The organism is Stenotrophomonas sp. GD03794 (assembly GCF_029842145.1).
Taxonomy (GTDB): Bacteria; Pseudomonadota; Gammaproteobacteria; order Xanthomonadales; family Xanthomonadaceae; genus Stenotrophomonas; species Stenotrophomonas riyadhensis.
Genome location: NZ_JAOCFV010000039.1, coordinates 12,670 through 30,540, shown reverse-complemented (window position 1 = coordinate 30,540; position 17,871 = coordinate 12,670). Strand labels below are relative to the sequence as shown.

The 17,871-nt window shown below is 66.8% G+C and carries 17 protein-coding genes; 8 read left to right on the top strand and 9 right to left on the bottom strand.

From position 1 onward, the window contains the following. The first annotated feature begins 97 nt into the window (after nt 1–97). From N5D91_RS17670 to N5D91_RS17655, 4 genes are all read left to right on the top strand, one after another. Complete coding sequence (locus tag N5D91_RS17670; protein ID WP_125426943.1) at nt 98–973, top strand: tryptophan 2,3-dioxygenase family protein; 876 nt, start codon at nt 98–100, stop codon at nt 971–973. A gap of 181 nt (nt 974–1,154) precedes the next feature. Next, nucleotides 1,155–2,654, top strand: a complete 1,500-nt coding sequence (locus tag N5D91_RS17665) for a peptide MFS transporter (protein ID WP_153854701.1) — start codon at nt 1,155–1,157, stop codon at nt 2,652–2,654. 19 nt (nt 2,655–2,673) lie between these two features. Then, nucleotides 2,674–3,279, top strand: a complete 606-nt coding sequence (locus N5D91_RS17660) for a thioredoxin family protein (RefSeq protein ID WP_153854700.1) — start codon at nt 2,674–2,676, stop codon at nt 3,277–3,279. A gap of 237 nt (nt 3,280–3,516) precedes the next feature. Then, complete coding sequence (locus tag N5D91_RS17655; protein ID WP_153854699.1) at nt 3,517–4,656, top strand: hypothetical protein; 1,140 nt, start codon at nt 3,517–3,519, stop codon at nt 4,654–4,656. 31 nt (nt 4,657–4,687) lie between these two features. Here the strand turns inward: N5D91_RS17655 and N5D91_RS17650 are convergent, their stop codons facing one another. Together N5D91_RS17650 and N5D91_RS17645 are read right to left on the bottom strand one after the other, a co-directional pair. Further along, the gene (locus N5D91_RS17650) at nt 4,688–5,743 is read right to left on the bottom strand and encodes a PDDEXK nuclease domain-containing protein (RefSeq protein WP_110713982.1); all 1,056 of its coding nucleotides are present in this window, start codon (nt 5,741–5,743) and stop codon (nt 4,688–4,690) included. Between the two features lie 379 nt (nt 5,744–6,122). Continuing rightward, nucleotides 6,123–6,614 carry a MarR family winged helix-turn-helix transcriptional regulator gene (locus N5D91_RS17645; RefSeq protein WP_057501376.1) on the bottom strand — a complete coding sequence of 164 codons (492 nt, stop codon included), beginning with the start codon at nt 6,612–6,614 and terminating at the stop codon, nt 6,123–6,125. A 129-nt stretch (nt 6,615–6,743) separates the two neighbouring features. Here N5D91_RS17645 and hppD point away from each other — a divergent pair, with 129 nt between their 5' ends. Then, nucleotides 6,744–7,856, top strand: coding sequence for a 4-hydroxyphenylpyruvate dioxygenase (gene hppD, locus N5D91_RS17640; protein WP_180854046.1), 1,113 nt, complete (start codon nt 6,744–6,746; stop codon nt 7,854–7,856). Between the two features lie 104 nt (nt 7,857–7,960). Further along, a complete protein-coding gene (gene hmgA / locus N5D91_RS17635; protein WP_049401681.1) occupies nt 7,961–9,259 on the top strand; it encodes a homogentisate 1,2-dioxygenase in 1,299 nt (432 codons plus the stop codon). Between the two features lie 84 nt (nt 9,260–9,343). On the opposite strand, the gene N5D91_RS17630 is transcribed toward hmgA, so the two are convergent. Further along, nucleotides 9,344–9,883, bottom strand: coding sequence for a hypothetical protein (locus N5D91_RS17630; protein ID WP_153854697.1), 540 nt, complete (start codon nt 9,881–9,883; stop codon nt 9,344–9,346). 125 nt (nt 9,884–10,008) lie between these two features. Between N5D91_RS17630 and N5D91_RS17625 the strand changes: the two genes are divergently transcribed. Together N5D91_RS17625 and N5D91_RS17620 are read left to right on the top strand one after the other, a co-directional pair. Continuing rightward, the gene (locus tag N5D91_RS17625; RefSeq protein ID WP_153854696.1) at nt 10,009–10,632 is read left to right on the top strand and encodes a hypothetical protein; all 624 of its coding nucleotides are present in this window, start codon (nt 10,009–10,011) and stop codon (nt 10,630–10,632) included. A 73-nt stretch (nt 10,633–10,705) separates the two neighbouring features. Continuing rightward, entirely contained in the window at nt 10,706–11,671 is a 966-nt protein-coding gene (locus N5D91_RS17620) for a sodium:calcium antiporter (protein ID WP_180854045.1), read from the top strand. 143 nt (nt 11,672–11,814) lie between these two features. Here the strand turns inward: N5D91_RS17620 and N5D91_RS17615 are convergent, their stop codons facing one another. From N5D91_RS17615 to N5D91_RS17590, 6 genes are read right to left on the bottom strand one after another with little or no spacing between them, the layout of a single operon-like run. Then, nucleotides 11,815–12,204: a Na+/H+ antiporter subunit G gene (locus N5D91_RS17615; RefSeq protein ID WP_049401677.1), complete on the bottom strand. Its 390-nt coding sequence runs from the start codon at nt 12,202–12,204 to the stop codon at nt 11,815–11,817. Continuing rightward, nucleotides 12,201–12,485 (bottom strand): K+/H+ antiporter subunit F, encoded by a 285-nt coding sequence (locus N5D91_RS17610; protein WP_006399171.1) that lies wholly within the window; start codon nt 12,483–12,485, stop codon nt 12,201–12,203. The genes N5D91_RS17615 and N5D91_RS17610 overlap by 4 nt, the downstream gene beginning before the upstream one ends. Next, complete coding sequence (locus N5D91_RS17605; protein WP_110713978.1) at nt 12,482–12,988, bottom strand: Na+/H+ antiporter subunit E; 507 nt, start codon at nt 12,986–12,988, stop codon at nt 12,482–12,484. Before N5D91_RS17605 ends, N5D91_RS17610 begins: the two co-directional genes overlap by 4 nt. Beyond that, nucleotides 12,985–14,520: a monovalent cation/H+ antiporter subunit D gene (locus N5D91_RS17600; RefSeq protein ID WP_180854044.1), complete on the bottom strand. Its 1,536-nt coding sequence runs from the start codon at nt 14,518–14,520 to the stop codon at nt 12,985–12,987. Before N5D91_RS17600 ends, N5D91_RS17605 begins: the two co-directional genes overlap by 4 nt. Continuing rightward, nucleotides 14,517–14,909, bottom strand: coding sequence for a Na+/H+ antiporter subunit C (locus N5D91_RS17595; protein WP_153854693.1), 393 nt, complete (start codon nt 14,907–14,909; stop codon nt 14,517–14,519). The genes N5D91_RS17600 and N5D91_RS17595 overlap by 4 nt, the downstream gene beginning before the upstream one ends. Continuing rightward, complete coding sequence (locus N5D91_RS17590; RefSeq protein ID WP_164161314.1) at nt 14,909–17,740, bottom strand: monovalent cation/H+ antiporter subunit A; 2,832 nt, start codon at nt 17,738–17,740, stop codon at nt 14,909–14,911. The genes N5D91_RS17595 and N5D91_RS17590 overlap by 1 nt, the downstream gene beginning before the upstream one ends. Nucleotides 17,741–17,871 lie beyond the last annotated feature (131 nt).

The window sequence follows — 17,871 nt, the reverse complement described above, 5'->3', positions numbered from 1 at the left end:
GATGCTCCACGGCCTTCCGCACGCCCGGGTATGGAGGTGGCGGCTGCCAGCACGGCGGCAACGCGCTACCCTTGCCGCCCCCGATCTGGCCGCACCCATGTCCGTCGACAACAACCAACGCGATCTCGAAGCCGGCATCCACACCGATCTGCAGGGGCGCCTGACCTATGGCGGCTACCTGCGGCTGGACCAGCTGCTCAGCGCGCAGCAGCCGCTGTCCAACCCGCCGCACCACGATGAGATGCTTTTCATCATCCAGCACCAGACCTCGGAGCTGTGGCTGAAGCTGCTGGGCCACGAACTGCGTGCCGCGATTGGCTTCCTGCAGCGCGATGAAGTCTGGCAATGCCGCAAGGTGCTGGCGCGCAGCAAGCAGGTGCTGCGCCAGCTCACCGAGCAGTGGTCGGTGCTGGAAACGCTGACTCCGTCCGAGTACATGGGCTTCCGCGACGTGCTGGGCCCGTCGTCGGGCTTCCAGTCGCTGCAGTACCGCTACATCGAGTTCCTGCTGGGCAACAAGAACGCGCAGATGCTGCAGGTGTTCGAGCACGACGCGGCCGGGCAGGCGCAGCTGCGCAGCGTGCTGGAAGCGCCCAGCCTGTACGAGGAATTCCTGAAGTACCTGGCCCGCTTCGGCCATGCCGTCCCGGCAGTCTACGAGGCCCATGACTGGACCCAGCCGCATGTGGCCGACGACGCACTGCAGCCGGTCTTCGAACGCATCTACCAGGACACCGACCGCTACTGGCGCGAGTACTCGCTGTGCGAGGACCTGGTGGACCTGGAGACCGCCTTCCAGCTGTGGCGATTCCGACACATGCGCACGGTGATGCGGGTGATCGGCTTCAAGCGCGGCACCGGCGGCTCGTCCGGGGTGGGCTTCCTGGCCAAGGCGCTGGAGCTGACCTTCTTCCCCGAACTGTTCCAGGTACGCACCAGCCTGCAGGCCGCGCCCCCGGCAGAACTGGGGTGATCCCCATTCAGCTTGGGCCCCGGCGATTGGCTGGATCGTTTCAGATGCAAGTTCAGCGAGCAGGCCGGCACCTGCCTCAAACGGCGTGTATTTGACGTGAACGCCAGAAGTCGGTGATCCTCGCGCGTTGCTCCAACTGCACATCGGACGTGCTCGTCATCCACCGAACCAGGAAATCCGCATGAGCGTAAACGCCACTGCGAACACCCCAGAGCCGGCGCTGCCGGACTTCAAGACCACGCTGGGCCACCCGCGCCCGTTGTGGATGCTGTTCATGACCGAGTTCTGGGAGCGCTTTGCGTTCTACGGCATCCGCTGGGCCTTGGTGCTGTACATCGTCGCCCAGTTCTACAACGGCAACGCTGCCGGTGAAGGCGACGCCAGCCGCATCTACGGTGCCTATCTGGCCCTGGTGTACGCCGCGGCGATCTTCGGTGGCTACGTGGCCGACCGGGTCCTGGGCTACCAGCGCTCGATCCTGACCGGCGCGATCATCATGGCCGCCGGCCTGTTCATGATCTCGCTGCCGCAGGAGCACATCTTCAAGCTCGGCCTGGCCACGATCATCGTCGGCAACGGCCTGTTCAAGCCCAACATCTCGACCATGGTCGGCAAGCTGTACGGCCTGAAGGACGAGCGCCGCGATTCGGGCTTCACCATCTTCTACATGGGCATCAACATCGGCGCGATGATCGCCCCGGTGCTGACCGAGTACCTGGCCCGCAAGGTCTTCGGTACCACCGAAATGCCGTCGTACAAGGTCGTGTTCATTGCCTCGGGCGTGGGCATGCTGATCTCGCTGGTGTGGTTCTACATCGGTCGTGCCGGCCTGAAGGGCATCGGTGCACCGCCGGCCGGCGCTGAAGGCTTCGGTCGCATCATCATGGTGCTGATCGGTGCCGTGGTCGCCATCCCGGTCGCGTACTTCCTGCTGGCCACCGGCGCCACCGCGCTGGCCTGGATCCTGGGCGCGATGTTCACCGCGCTGGCCGTGCTGCTGCTGGTCGAGGGCATCCGCGAGGGCAAGGTGCAGCGCGACCGCGTGATCGCCATGCTGATCATCTTCGCCTTCAACGTGATGTTCTGGATGTTCTTCGAGCAGGCCGGCAGCTCGTTCACCTTCCTGGCCGAGAACATCGTCAACCGCCAGTTCGGTGACTGGACCTTCCCGACCGCGTGGTTCCAGTCGGTCAACTCGGTGGCCATCATCACCCTGGCACCGATCATCGCCTGGATCTGGGTGGCCATGGGCCGCGCCAATCCGTCCATCCCGCGCAAGTTCGGCCTGGGCCTGCTGTTCAACGGCGCCGCGTTCGCGCTGTTGATGTTCGCCCTGTCGCAGATGGTCGTGGACGGCAAGATCCCGTTCTGGACCCTGTTCATGGTCTACGTCATCCAGTCCGTGGGTGAGCTGTGCCTGTCGCCGATCGGCCTGTCGATGGTGACCAAGCTGGCCCCGGTGCGCCTGGTCGGCTTCGGCATGGGTGGCTGGTTCCTGTCCACCGGCATCGGCAACAACCTGTCGGGCATCTTCGCCGGTGTGGTCAGTGGTGAAGGCGGCATGACGGTCGAGTCGGCCCTGAAGGGGTATACCTTCGGGTTCTGGGCCCTGATCGGCTCCGGCGTGGTGCTGTTCCTGGTCGCCCCGCTGATCAACAAGCTGATGCACGGCGTCAAATGATGAGGAGAGGGTAGAAGGCATGCGCAGCAAGCTCGGTGGTGCAATGGGGGTGGTCTGTGCGGCGCTGATCGGCGCCTGTTCCCAACCGCAACCGCCTGCCGCCGCCGAGCCCACGCAGCCTCTGGATACCCGACCCACCGAGCCACCGGTCGCTGACCCCAGCGAACCGGTGGCCTCGGGCAACACCCCGGTGGCGGCGGACATCGCCGCCATCGCCGGGCTCGGCGCGCAGTTCGACCCGGCCCGCGATCCCGCCGACGATCTGGCCACCGCCAAGGTGGAAGCCCAGCGCGGCAAGAAGCGCATCCTGCTGGAGGTCGGCAACGCCGCCTGCGATCGCTGCCAGGCGCTGGACGAGCTGGTGGAAGGCAACGGCGATCTGCGCCGCTTCCGCGATGCCCACTACGTGTGGGTGAAGATCAACGCCAGCGACGAACAGCCCAACACCGCCTTCTTCGCCCAGTTCCCGGAAATGGAGCGCGACTACCCGCACCTGCTGGTGCTCAATGCCGATGGCAGCCTGCTGGTGTCGCAGGCGACCGGCGAACTGCGCAAGGGCGACGCCTTCCAGCCGGCACGGGTGACCGCCTTCCTCAAGCAGTGGGCACCTGACAAACCGGAATAGGGTAGTGCCGGCCGCTGGCCGGCCGCTGGCCGGCAGCTTCGGTGGATGCCGACCGCTGACCGCCACCCCCGGTGGGTGCCGACCGTTGGTCGGCACTGAGGCACATCCACGCGTGACGTGGGTCGATTGCGCGCGCCGTCACACTCTCCGAATCGGCATCTCAACTTCACCGTACGTACGCCGTTACCGGCAAGGACCTCAGTCGACATCCCGTCGATACACCCTACCGGAATGCCCATGCACAGCGACCACGCCGAACGACTGCCCGAACCTGCCAGCACTCTGGCCGACGGCGAAGCAGGCGATGGCGTGACCCTGCCGCCGCAGGAGGCACTGCTGGATGACGCGGGTACCGGCGAGGACACCGTTGAACTGGCACCGCCGCGTCACCGCCTGCCGCAGATCGCGCTGCCCGACAACGTGGTGCTGAAGGGCGCGGTGCAGAAGCTGGTCGAGCAGAAGGCGCGGCTCGATGCATTGGCCGCCGAAGGCCAGCTGGCCGGGCTGCTGCCGCCGGAATGGCAGGGCCATGGCGTGCGGGCCATCGAACTGTCCACGTTCATCCAGGGCGTACTGCCGTTCCTGCAGCCGGGCGAACGCGGCGAAACCGCGCCCGCACGCCTGCCGGTGCGCCATGTGCTGGGGGACGACAGCCGCTGGGGCCTGGACGATGTCTCCGAACCGAAGTCGCTGGCCTGGTACCTGGCCAGCGACGAACGCGCTACCGCCGGCAGCAAGGATGTGGCCGAGGCCTATCTGGTGGGTGCACTCGGCCTGGCGTGGATGCAGGAAGGGCGCAGCCGTCCTGGATTCCTGCGCGCGATGGGCCAGGACAGCCTGGCGGCGCGGGTGACCATGCTCGGCTACCCACCAGCCGGGGAGTTGGCGCTGTACAGCGTCACCGCCCACGGCCAGCCACAGATCTGGTGCGTGCATGGCCGCCGCCGCATGCGCCCGCTGGTGGCGCCGTGGCTGAGCGTGCCGCTGCTGACCGCCTATGGCGTGCCGGCGCCGGTCGCGTGGCCGTCCAGTTTCCCGCCGGTGGAGGCGGTGGCCGAACTGCTGGCGACCGCGCGGCAGGGGCGCGCGCTGCCGGAAGTGGACCTGGGCAAGGTCGTGGCGAAGATCGCCGAGGACGCCGCGTCTGACGCCTGGCAGCCGGTCAGCCTGCTGCAGCTCAACACCTGGTCACCGCGCTGGCACTTCTTCCTGGGCACCTTCGTCGGCCTGCCGTCGCTGCTGCTGGTGGCTGCCGCGCTGGCGCTGCCGGGCGCGGTCGAAGCGGCCACGGTTGCCGCCTCGCTCGGCTTCGCCGGGGGGGCCATCGCTGCGCTGGCGGTGCCGTGGATCCATGCGCGGCGCAAGCATCTGAGCTGAAGCATGAGCGCCATCCACGCGCGGCGTGGATCTACAGGGGGCCGGGTGCCGCGGTCTGCAGCTGTTGCCGGGCCCGCTCCATGGCGGTCTGCAGTCTTTGTTTGAGGACCTCACGAGAGGGCAGCGTGGTCAGGTACTCCGCAACATGGATGCCTGAGCGATCCAGCTCCAGCAATTCGATCTGACCCGCCTTCTTCCCCGTGCAGAGGATGATGCCCAACGGCGCCTGCTCGCCGTCCTCACGTTCGTAGCGGTCCAGCCAGCGCAGATAGAGTTCCATCTGCCCTTTATAGGCGGGCTTGAATTCGCCGATCTTCAGCTCGATGGCGATCAGCCTGCGCAGACGCCGGTTGTAGAACAGCAGGTCCAGGTGGAAGTCATCGCCGTCGATCTGGATGCGCTTCTGGCGGGCGACGAAACTGAAGCCGGTGCCAAGTTCGAGCAGGAAACCCTGCATCTCGCGTAGGATCGCGCTTTCAAGGTCCTGCTCGTCCCAGCTGTCCTTGAGGCCAAGAAAATCCAGTACGTAGGGATCACGCAGTACCAGCCCTGGAGACAGCTGCTGGTTGTCGCGCAGTGCCGCCAACTCATCGGCGATGGTCTGCTCGGGTTGACTGGAAAGCGCCGTGCGCTCGTACAGCATCGAATCGATGCGCTGGCGCAGCGTGCGCACACTCCAGCCTTCGGTGGCGGCCATCTGCGCATAGAAGTCACGCTTTAGCGGATCCGCCAGCGGGATCAGTGCGATGAAGTGGGTCCAGCTCAATTGTCGTATCAGCGATACGACAATCTGCTCGTCTGCAAATGCGGTGGAGAACTGCACCATCCGGCGCAGGCTCTTCTCACCGAAGGAGGTACCGAACTCGGTCGTCAGCGCCTTGGCTATCCGGGTGAAGACAAGCTCTCCGTAGCGGGCCCGTCGGCCCCTCAACTGATCAACGTGGATGCGACGCCCGATCCGCCAGTACAACAGAGTCAGTTCGGTGTTGATGGTCCTGTGCATCCTGTTGCGCGCCGCGCAGATCAGCTCCCTGAGATCGGCCAGCAATTCCTGGCCATGCGGCAGCGTTGAACGCGAGTCATCCATGAGGGGGCCCGTCCGATGTGGATCCATGGCCGGGCTGATACCCGTTGAACGTTTACCGTCAGGCCGCACACGTGAGCAGTCCAATAGGAGAATTCACTGAATCAGCCCGTTTCGATACACCAGCCTGGCGGAAACGGGCCGTAACGGGCCAATGCGGAAATGTCGCTGGGCGAGGGCGACACTTCAGGGCGGGATCTGCGGGAGGTGAATGCGTCCGATGGCATCGCTTGCGGTCGGTCCGCAGTCCGCCAAAGAGCGGGTCCCGTCAGATCAAAGGGGGCGGACGACAATCGCCCGGCCACTGTTCCGCTACCGCTCGGGGTCGGAACCCGCAACTTGGGGTCCAAAACGACTTAATCCCCTCCGTCCCCTTTTTCTTTCAGACCCCTTCGCCCATCCGCTCCAGGCCTTCGCCGGCCAAGCGCAGGATCAGCTTTTCCAGCACCTGCTCTTCCTCGTCGCTCAGCACCGACATCAGTTTGCGGGTGATCTCGATCACCATCGGCGCGATGGTCTCGTACACCTCGAAACCGGCTGCAGACAGGGCAAGCACCGAGCGGCGGCGGTCGTCGCCGTGGGTCTCGCGCTTGATGAAGCCGCGCTCCAGCAGGCGGGCCACGGCACGGCTGACCGCCACCTTGTCCATCGCCGTGCGGTCGGAGACCTCGCTGGCCGAGGAGCCCGGGTACAGCGCCAGGATGGTGATCACCCGCCACTCGGGAATCGCCAGACCGTAACGATCGCCGTATAGCTTGGCGATGTTGCCGCTGACCCGGTTGGACAGCACGCTCAGCCGGTACGGCAGGAACTGTTCCAGGTCGAGCAGGACGTGCGAGGCACGCAGGCGGGTCGAGGCGGGATCGGGGCTCATGTTGCGGTGCACCTTGCTGGTGGTTTCAAGTGTAACTATAAGGGTTGGGTCCAGACCCTGCATTCTCGCCGGGTCCCTACCTGCCCGCACCTGGTTTGTACCGATGCGGTACCGATTCGGAGCCACGCCATGAATACCGCAGTCCCGACCGCCTCGCACCCCAACCCCGGCATGCAGGTCACCACCTTCGAGAACCCGATGGGCATCGACGGCTTCGAGTTCGTCGAATTCGCCGCCCCGGCCGGCCGTGGCCAGGAGCTGCACGAGTACTTCCGGAAGATGGGTTTCAGCGCGGTGCTCAAGCACAAGCAGCGTCCGATTACCGTCTATCGCCAGGGCGACGTCAACTTCCTGGTCAATGAAGACCCCGATTCGTTCGCCTCGGACTTCGCCGAAAAGCACGGCCCGTGCGCTTGCGGCTTCGCCATCCGCTTCAAGAAGCCGGGCCAGGAGGTCTACCAGACCGCGCTGGGCAACGGCGCCGAAGCCATCGCCTTCAAGCCGGACAGCAAGGCGGTCAGCGCGCCGGTCATCAAGGGCATCGGCGACTGCATGCTGTACCTGGTCGACCGCTACGGCAGCGCAGGCAGCATCTTCGATGGCGACTACGAGTCGATCGCCGGTGCCGACCTGCACCCGGTGGGCTTCGGCCTGACCTTCATCGACCACCTGACCCACAACCTGTACTTCGGCAACATGCAGCAGTGGTCGGACTACTACGAACGCCTGTTCAACTTCCGCGAGATCCGCTACTTCGACATCAAGGGCCTGAAGACCGGCCTGGTGTCCAAGGCGATGACCGCGCCGGACGGCATCGTGCGCATCCCGCTGAACGAATCGTCCGACCCGAAGAGCCAGATCAACGAGTATCTGGACGCGTACAAGGGCGAGGGCATCCAGCACATCGCCTGCTTCACTGAGAACATCTACGAGACCGTCGAAGCGATGCGCGCGCAGGGCGTGGATTTCCTCGATACGCCGGAGACCTACTTCGACGTGATCGACCAGCGCGTGCCGAACCACGGTGAAGACGTGGCGCGCCTGGCCAAGAACAAGATCCTGATCGATGCCGATCCGGAAACCCACCAGCGCAAGCTGCTGCAGATCTTCACCCAGAACTGCATCGGCCCGATCTTCTTCGAGATCATCCAGCGCAAGGGCAACGAAGGCTTCGGCGAAGGCAACTTCACCGCGCTGTTCGAAAGCATCGAGCGCGACCAGATCCGCCGCGGCGTGCTGTAACGTTCAACGGTAGCGCCGGGTCATGCCCGGCGCCTGCTCATCTGTAGAGCCGAGCCATGCTCGGCTGCTTCCCGTTCCGGTCTCGCCGTTTTTCAGGAGCCCCCATGTCCACCGCCATCACCGCCCGCGGCTACCAGTCCGGTTTCGGCAACGAATTCGCCACTGAGGCCGTCGCCGGCGCGCTGCCGGTCGGGCAGAACTCGCCGCAGAAGGTGGCCCACGGCCTGTACGCCGAACAGCTGACCGGCACCGCCTTCACCGCGCCGCGCGGCAGCAACCGCCGCAGCTGGCTGTACCGGATCCGCCCGGCGGTGACCCATGGCGAATTCACGCCGTTCGCGCAGTCGCAGCTGCAGTGCGATTTCGGCGCTCAACCGGCTTCGCCGAACCAGCTGCGCTGGAGCCCGCTGCCGCTGCCGGAACTGCCGACCGACTTCGTCGAGGGCCTGTACACGATGGGCGGCAACGGCTCGCCCGATGCGCATGCCGGCGTGGGCATCCACCTCTACGCCGCCAACCGCGACATGGTCGGCCGCTACTTCTACGATGCCGATGGCGAGCTGCTGATCGTGCCGCAGCTGGGCGGCCTGCGCCTGCTGACCGAGCTGGGCGTGATCGAGATCGAGCCGCAGCAGATCGCGGTGATCCCGCGCGGCGTGCGCTTCCGCGTCGAACTGCCCGATGGCCCGAGCCGCGGCTACATCTGCGAAAACTACGGTGCGCTGCTGAAACTGCCGGACCTCGGTCCGATCGGTTCCAACGGCCTGGCCAACCCGCGCGACTTCGAGACCCCGCACGCGGCGTTCGAGGATGTCGATGGTGATTTCGAGCTGATCGCCAAGTTCGAGGGCCGCCTGTGGCGTGCGCCGATCGACCATTCGCCGCTGGACGTGGTGGCCTGGCATGGCAATTACGCGCCGTACCGCTACGACCTGCGCCGCTTCAACACCATCGGTTCGATCAGCTACGACCACCCGGATCCGTCGATCTTCCTGGTGCTGCATTCGCCCAGCGACACGCCGGGCACCAGCAACATGGATTTCGCGATCTTCCCGCCGCGCTGGCTGGTGGCGCAGAACACGTTCCGCCCGCCGTGGTTCCACCGCAACATCGCCAGCGAGTTCATGGGTCTGGTGCATGGCGCCTACGACGCCAAGGCCGAAGGCTTCGTGCCGGGCGGCGCGTCGCTGCACAACTGCATGAGTGGCCACGGTCCGGATGCGCCGACCTTCGACAAGGCCTCCAATGCGGACCTGTCCAAGGCGGACGTGATCAAGGACACGATGGCCTTCATGTTCGAGACACGCGCGGTGATCCGCCCGACCGCGCAGGCCTTGGCGGCCGGCCATCGCCAGGGCGATTACCAGCAGTGCTGGAACGGGCTGCGCAACAACTTCCGCTGACCCGGAAAAGGGGACGGAGGGGATTAAGTCGCAAACAGCGCACGTGTGCTTGAAACGACTTAATCCCCTCCGTCCCCTTTTTCTTCAAGCGGCCTCGGCGAATGCGTCGCAATGCTCCAGCGGCAGCGCTTCCAACAGGCGCTGGCGTACGCGCTGGCAATAGCCGTCCGAGGTCAGCGCGGGCAGCATCTGCATCGCCGACTGCAGCCGCTGCAGCACCTCGTCTTCCGCACGCGCCTGCTGCAGGTCGCGGAACAGTGCAGCCGCCTGCGGGTGGCGCTGCATCTCCAGGATGCCCAGCACATAGATGCGCGCGGCCACCAGCGAGCGGCGGCGTTCGACCGGTGTGGCAGTCGCTGCAGCCGGAGCCGGTGCTGCAGCAACAGGTTCGGGTGCGATGACAGCGCTGGGGGAGGGCGTGGCCGTGGCCTGCCCTGTGCTCAGGTAGCCCGCCTGCACCAGCTGGATGACCATCGCCGGCGCCTCCGCACCGAGCAGGCCGGTCAGTTCGGCGATGCTGCGCTGGCCGTCGCACAGGATCAGCAGCCGGCGCTGGCGCATGTCCAGCGGCGCGCGGTGGGCCTGCAGCGCGGTTCGGGCGAGATCGGTCTTGCGCGGTTGCATGGGAGGGACAGCCAAGTCGGTGCACGCCGAGCCTGAACGAAGGCGATGAAACCGCGATGACAATGCAACGCCTGCACGCACCTTGCGCTAGCGTGCAGCCACCTTCGTGCCAGGGAACCGCACCGATGAAGCACCTCCCGATTGCTGGTCTGTTGCTGCTGTCGCTCGCCGCCTGCAACCGCAATGCCGAGGCACCCGCCGCGGCCGACGCTACCACGCCATCCAGCGCAGGCGCCTCCGCCAGCCCGGCAGCCACACCCATTGCAGCCGCGGAACCGGGCCCGGCACGCCTGGATGGCTTCGCCGGCGCGACGCTGGGCACCGGCATCGCCGAGGTCCGCAGCGGCTTCGGCGCGCCACTGCAGGGGCTGGGTGCCGACGCCAGCGGCACGCCGCTGCCGGCCGACGACAGCAACGACGGCTGCTATTTCCTGCATCCGCAGGACGCCGAAGACCCGCGCCTGATGATCGAAGGTCGCAAGCTGGTGCGCTATGACGTGCGCAGCCCCGCGATCACCGCACCGGGTGGCGGCAAGGTCGGCATGACCCTCGGCGAGCTGCAGGTGCTGTACCCCGAGCGCGCCGACGTCGGCCCTGACAAATACGACGAGAAGGCCCAGCACCTGCGCGTGCGCCCGGCGCAGGACGGCGCTGCGGTGATCGACTTTGCGCTTGGCGCTGATGGCCGGGTGAGTGCATGGCGGGTCGGGCAGACCCCGCAGGTCGATTATGTGGAAGGCTGTGGCTGATCCTTGATCCACGGCCCAGCCATGCGCGCGGGGCCAGCGTAGAATCGCGCCACGACCGCTGGGGGAGTGCTCGATGATCGCTATTGCCATTGCCTGGTTCCTGCTCGGCCTGCTGTTGCTGGCGCTGGGCGGGGACTCCATCGTCAAGGCCGTGTCCGGCCTGGCCCAGCGCTTCGGGGCCAGCCCGTTCACTGCGGGCCTGCTGTTGCTCGGGGTGACCACCTCGTTGCCGGAACTGGCGGTCAACGCGCGCGCGCTGGCGGTCGGCCAACCCGAGCTGGCGCTGGGCAATGCAGTAGGCAGCAGCATCGTCAACGTGGGCCTGACCCTGGCCATGGCGGCGATCGCCGCCCCGCTGCTGCTGCGCGCGCGCCTGCAGACGGTGCTGTGGTGGTCGCTGCTGGCAGCGGGCGTGCTGCTGATCCTGTTCGGGCTGGATGGGCGCCTGGTGCGCTGGGAGGGTGGCGTGCTGGTGGCCGGCTTCATCGTCGTGCAGGTGCTGCTGCTGCGCCGTGGCCGCAGCGAGAGCGCGGACGTGCAGGCGACCATCGCCGAGTCCGCCTTGAGCCGCACCAGCCTGCCATTGAACGTGCTGCGCGTGCTGATCGCGGCGTTGACCCTGTACTGGGGCGCGCGCCTGGTGGTGGGTGCCGCAGCGGACTTCGGTGCGGCGCTGCGCTGGACGCCACTGCTGGTCGGCCTGCTGCCGGTTGCAATCGGCACCGCATTGCCGGAGGTGGCCACCGCCATCGCCGCCGCGCGTCGCGGTCACGGCGACATGGTGCTGGGGCACGTGCTGGGCTCCAGCGTGGTCAACCTGCTGCTGGTGATCGGCGCGATGGCGATGCTGCAGCCGCTGGCGCTGCCGGCCTCGTTCGTACGCCTGGAACTGCCGGCGCTGCTGGCCTTCGCCCTGGTGCTGTACCCCATGCTGCGCGGCGATCTGAAGATCAGCCGCGGCGAAGGCGGGATCCTGCTGGTCGCGTTCACGGGCTGGTTCGTGCTGGAACTGCTGCTGGTGGGTGCCCCAGCGTTGTAAATCCACGCCATGCGTGGATGCAGTTGGCTCCGTGCCGACCAAGGTCGGCACCTACCGGTCACCCCGCCGATGATGCGGTAGCTGCCAACCTTGGTTGGCACTCGGGGAAACAAAGCGCCGACCAAGGTCGGCCTCTACCGGATTTACCGGTTCTGCGTGGTTTCTTCTTCCCGCACCGGTTCCGGCGGCGGCAGCTGCTCTTCAGCAGCCGGCTCGTTGCCGGGCAGGCTGGGGCGGGTTTCCATCAGCAGCGACAGCGCGGCCTTGGCCATCATGTGTGCGCTGATCGGTGCAGTGATGAACAGGAACACGGTGATCAGCAGCTCGCGCGGCTGTGGGTCCTGGCCGAGGAAGATGTGGTAGCACACCGAACACACCAGCACGCAGCCCACGCCCAGCGTGCTGGCCTTGGTCGGTGCGTGCAGCCGCTTGAAGAAGGTGGACAGCTTCACCAGGCCCAGTGCGCCGACCAGGATGAAGAAGCAGCCGAACAGCAGCAGGATCGACAGGCCGATCTGGATCGCAGTGATCATTCGACGATGTCCCGGCGCAGCACGAACTTGCTCAGCACCACGGTGCTGCCGAAGCCGAGCATGGCGATGACCAGTGCGGCTTCGAAATAGATCGCTGAGTTGAGGTACATGCCGAACAGCATCAGCTCGGCAATGGCAGTCACCGACAGGGTGTCCAGCGCGAGGATGCGGTCGGGCACGGTCGGGCCGCGCAGCAGGCGCCAGGTGGCCAGCAGCATCGCCAGCCCGACCACGTGCATGCACACCACCAGCGTGGTCTGGATGATCTGGAATCCAGTCATGGGAAGATCTCCATCAACGGGGCTTCGTAACGTCGCTTGATCGTGTCGATCAGGTCCTGCGGGTCCTCCAGGTGCAGCACGTGCACCAGCAGGAACCTGCGGTCGTCGCTGAGCGCGGCCGAGACCGTGCCCGGGGTCAGGGTGATCATGCTGGTCAGCGCGGCGATGCCGTGGATGTTGGCGATGTCCAGCGGCAGCCAGATGAAACCCGGGTGGATGTTCTTCTCCGGGCCCAGTACCTGGATCGCCACGCGGATGTTGGACATCAGGATGTCCCACAGGGTCACGCACAGCAGCTTGGGCAGCGGGCGCAGGGTGCCGATGCGGGCGAACTCGCGGTCCAGGCGCGCGGCGAACAGCGGCACCACCACGCCCAGCACCAGCCCCAGCACGAACTGGCCGAGGGTGAAGCTGTCGGACATCAGCAGCCAGAACGCCACCACCATGATGCTGAGCATCGGCGAGGGAATGATGCGGCGGAACAGGGAGCGCTGGGCGGTCATGGCTGGCGGATCTCCGGCGGGGTCGCACGCAGCTGCTGCACATACTCGCTGGGGTGCAGCAGCTGTGCAGCGGTGGCGTCGGTGTAGCGCATCAGCGGTGCAGCGGCCAGGGTCATGCCGATGCCATAGGCCAGCAGGATGCAGGCCGCGTACAGCTCGACCCGGCGCAGGCGTGCCTTGCGCGGCTTCGGTGCATCGGCCTCGACCGGCGGCACGCGCCAGAACAGGCGGATGCCGCCGCGGGTCAGGCCCATGATCACCAGCAGGCTGCTGACCAGCACCGCAGTCCACACCGGGGCGGTGTACTGCGCCGGTATGCCGGCCAGCAGCGCGGCCTTGGCCAGGAAGCCGGACAGCGGCGGCAGGCCGGCCACCGACACCGCGCCGATCAGGAACAGCACCGCCGGGGTTTCCTTGCCCGGCATCGGCGCGACCACTTCCTTGCGGTCGCTGGCGCCACCGCGACGGCGGCGGATCAGGTCGGCAATCAGGAACAGTGCGGCGGCGACGAAGCTGCTGTGCGGCAGGTAGTACAGGCCGGCCGACAGCACCTGCGGCGTGCCTACCGAGAAGGCGATGAACAGCGTGGCTGCCGAGATGATCACCAGGTACGAGATCAGCACGCGCAGGCGGGTCGCGGCCAGCGCACCGAGGCCGCCAAGCACCAGCGTTGCCACGCCGGCCCACAGCAGCCAGTCGCGGCCGTAGCCGGCCATCGCACCGGCATCGTCGCCGAACCACAGCATCTGGATGCGCAGCACCGAGTACAGGCCGACCTTGGTCATGATCGCGAACAGGGCGGCGACTGCAGCCGGTGCGCGCGAATAGGCTTCCGGCAGCCACAGGTACAGCGGCATCAATGCGGCCTTGGCGCAGAACACCAGCAGCAACAGGCCCATCGTCGCCTTCACCAGGGTCAGCTGCGCCGGCGGCACTTCGGCGATGCGCTGCGAGAGCTCGGCCATGTTCAGCGAACCCAGCGAGGCGTACAGCAGGCCCAGCGCGATCAGGAACAACGTCGAGGCGGTGACGTTGAACACCACGTAGTGCAGGCCGATGCGCATGCGCAGGCCGCGGCCACCACTGAGCAGCAGGCCGTAGGAGGCGATCAGCATCACCTCGAAGAACACGAACAGGTTGAAGATGTCGCCGGTGAGGAACGCACCGTTGAGGCCGACCAGCTGGAACTGGAACAGTGCATGGAAGTGCGGCGCGCGGCGGTCCCAGCCCGAGCAGGCATGCAGCAGGCAGGGAATGGCCAGCAGCAGGGTGGTCAGCAGCATCCATGCCGACAGCCGGTCGGCCACCAGCGCGATGCCCAGCCGCGACGGCCAGTCGCCCAGCAGGTAGACGTTGATGTCACCGCCCGCGGTCGATGCGAACAGCAGGCCCACCGCCAGCGCCAGCGCCGACAGCGAGGTCCAGGCCACCGTGCGCTGCACCCTGGGGCCATAGCGGCGGTGCTCGACGAACAGCGACAGTGCGGCACCGAGCAGCGGAATCAGGATCGGCAGGATCACCAGATGGTTCATGCGCGATCCTCGCCCTGGCGCGGCGGCGCGTCGTCGCCTGGTCCGGTTTCGTCAGGTTCGTGGGCGTCCACATGGTCGCTGTGGTTGTCGCTGCGGCTGCGCATGGCCAGCACGATGCTGACGGCGGTCATCGCGAAGGCGATCACGATCGCGGTCAGCACCAGCGCCTGCGGCAGCGGGTCGGTGTAGTTGCCGAGGTGGCTGTCCACGCCTTCCTGCAGCACCGGCGCCTTGCCCAGCACCACGCGGCCACCGGCGAAGATCAGCAGGTTGGTCGCATAGGACAGGAAGGTCATGCCGAGGATCACGTCAAAGCTGCGCGCACGCAGCAGCAGGTAGACGCCGATCGCGGTCAGCACGCCGATCGCGGTAGCCAGGGCCAGTTCCATCAGTGCATCTCCCCGGTGCGTGCCGAACGGCGTTGCAGGTCGATCTCACCCTTGCGGGCGGTACGGGTACGCGACGGCTTGATCGTGCCCATCATCGACAGCATCAGCATGGCGCCACCGAACACCACCAGGTACACGCCGATGTCGAAGCCGATGGCGCTGGCCAGTGGCACGTCACCGATCAGCGGCAGGTGCAGGTCGAGGTGGCCGCTGGTCAGGAACGGCACGCCGAACAGCATCGACGCGCTGCCGCTGAGCAGGGCGATCAACAGGCCCGTGCCGATGCAGCGGATGTAGTCGAAGCCGAAGCGCGATTCCACCGACGCGGTGCCCTGGATCACGTACTGGATCAGCAGCGGCACCGCCAGCACCAGGCCGGCGATGAAGCCACCGCCCGGCGCGTTGTGGCCGCGCAGGAACAGGAAGATCGATACGGTCAGGGTCAGCGGGAACATGATCTGCGCCAGGTCGGCCGGCACCGGCAGCTTGATTGGCGGGCCGGGCATGATCTGCTCCGGCGCCATGCGGGTGCGCCGCAGCAGCGCGTGCACCACCAGCGCGGCGATGCCGAACACGGTGATCTCGCCGAAGGTATCGAAGCCGCGGAAGTCGACCAGGATCACGTTGACCACGTTCTGGCCGTAGGCCTCGGGCAGTGCCCGGCCCAGCAGCTCGCCGGCCATGGTGTTCGGCGGCAGGGTCATCGCGGAGTACGCCAGCGCGCCAAGGCCGGCACCGGCGATGATCGCGATCACCGCATCGCGGCGCTTGCGCCAGCGCGGCCGCTCCGGCCCGGACTGCGCGGGCAGGTAGTTCATGCCCAGCAGCATCAGCACCAGGGTCACCATCTCCACCAGCAGCTGGGTCAGGGCGAGGTCGGGCGCGGACAGGAACACGAAGGTCAGCGCCACCATCAGGCCGACGCCGCCGACCAGCAGCACCGCCAGCAGGCGCTGCTTGTAGACGCGCAGGGTGGCGACCGCACAGGCCATCATCACCAGCCACAGCGCCCAGCCCAGCAGCGGGATCGGCTGCGGCGCGGTCCAGTTCGGCGAGGCCGGATTGGCCACGAATGGTGCGGCGGCGACCACGATCGCCACCAGCACCAGGCCCAGCAGCATGCGCTGCAGGCTGCCGTTGGCGATGCCGTTGGTCAGGCGCATGGCCAGCGCGGAAAGCGCATCCAGCTGCGCATGGAACACGTTGCGGCCGGTGGTGCGGGTTTCCACGCCGTGCAGATTGATCAGCCTGCGCAGGCCGAAGTACAGCGCCACGCCACCGACCACGCCGATCGCACTCATTGCCAGCGGCAGGTTGAAACCGTGCCATACCGCCAGGCTGTACTCGGGCATGGCATTGCCGAGGATCGAGGCCGCGGCGGCATGCAGCACCGGCGCCACGGTCAGTGCCGGGGCGATGCCCACCGCCACGCAGATCACCACCAGCAGTTCCACCGGCACCTTCATCCAGCGCGGCGGCTCATGCGGCACGCGGTCGAGGTCGTGCGGGCCGGGGCCGAAGAAGGTGTCGTGCACGAAGCGCAGGCTGTAGGCCACGCCGAACACACCGGCCAGCAGCGCCGCGATCGACACCGCCGTGCGCATGGCGCCCGGGCCGCCGCCGGCGGTCAGCGCTTCGGCGAACAGCATTTCCTTGGACAGGAAGCCGTTGAGCAGCGGGATGCCGGCCATCGCCAGCGAGGCGATGATCGCCAGCGCGCTGGTGAACGGCATCAGCCTGCGCAGGCCGCCCAGCTTGCGCATGTCACGGGTGCCGGTTTCGTGGTCGATGATGCCGGCGGCCATGAACAGCGAGGCCTTGAAGGTGGCGTGGTTGAGGATGTGGAACACGCCGGCCACCACCGCCATCGGCGTGGACAGGCCGAACAGCAGGGTGATCAGGCCAAGGTGGGAAATGGTCGAGTACGCCAGCAGGCCTTTCAGGTCGTGCTGGAAGATCGCATTCCAGGCACCGATCAGCAGGGTCAGCGCGCCGATGCCACTGACCGTGTAGAAGAACAGGTCGCTGCCGGCCAGCGCCGGGTGCAGGCGTGCCAGCAGGAACACGCCGGCCTTCACCATGGTGGCCGAATGCAGGTAGGCCGAGACCGGCGTGGGCGCCGCCATCGCGTGCGGCAGCCAGAAGTGGAACGGGAACTGCGCGCTCTTGGTGAAGATGCCGGCCAGCACCAGGAACAGGGCGTAGGGGTACAGCGCGCTGGCGCGGATCTGCTCGCCGGCGGCCAGCACCACGTCCAGGTCGAAGCTGCCGACGATGCGGCCGATCAGCAGCACGCCACCGAGCAGGGCCAGGCCACCGCCGCCGGTGATCACCAGCGCCATGCGTGCGCCCTCGCGGGCGTCCTGGCGGTGCGACCAGAAGCCGATCAGCAGGAACGAGCTGATGCTGGTCATTTCCCAGAAGATCATCAGCAACAGCAGGTTGCCCGACAGCACCATGCCCAGCATGGCGCCCATGAACAGCAGCAGGTAGCAGTAGAAGCGGTGGGCGTTGTCCTGCTGGCTCAGGTAGTAGCGCGCATACAGCACCACCAGCGCGCCGATGCCGAGCACCAGCCCGGCGAACATCCAGGCCAGCCCGTCCAGGCGCAGGGTGAAGTCCAGGCCGATCTGCGGCAGCCAAGGGACCATCGTCCGCACCACCTGGCCGTCGAGCACCGACGGGGTCAGCCAGCCGAGGATGGCCAGCCCGCCCAACGGCGCCAGCGCCGCCAGCCAGGCAGCAGTCGAGCGCGAACTACGGGGGAAGGCCGCAACAGCCGCTGCCATCAGGAACGGCAGGGCCAGCAGCAGGGGCAGGCTGGGGAGCATGCAGGGAATCCATGATTCACGAGCAGGTCAGGGAGGATAACAGGCTGCGAAATGTCGCCGAAACCCATCGAACAGCGATCAATTGCATGTAACGTCCGCTGATTCATTTTTTCTGCAGCGCAGCATCACGT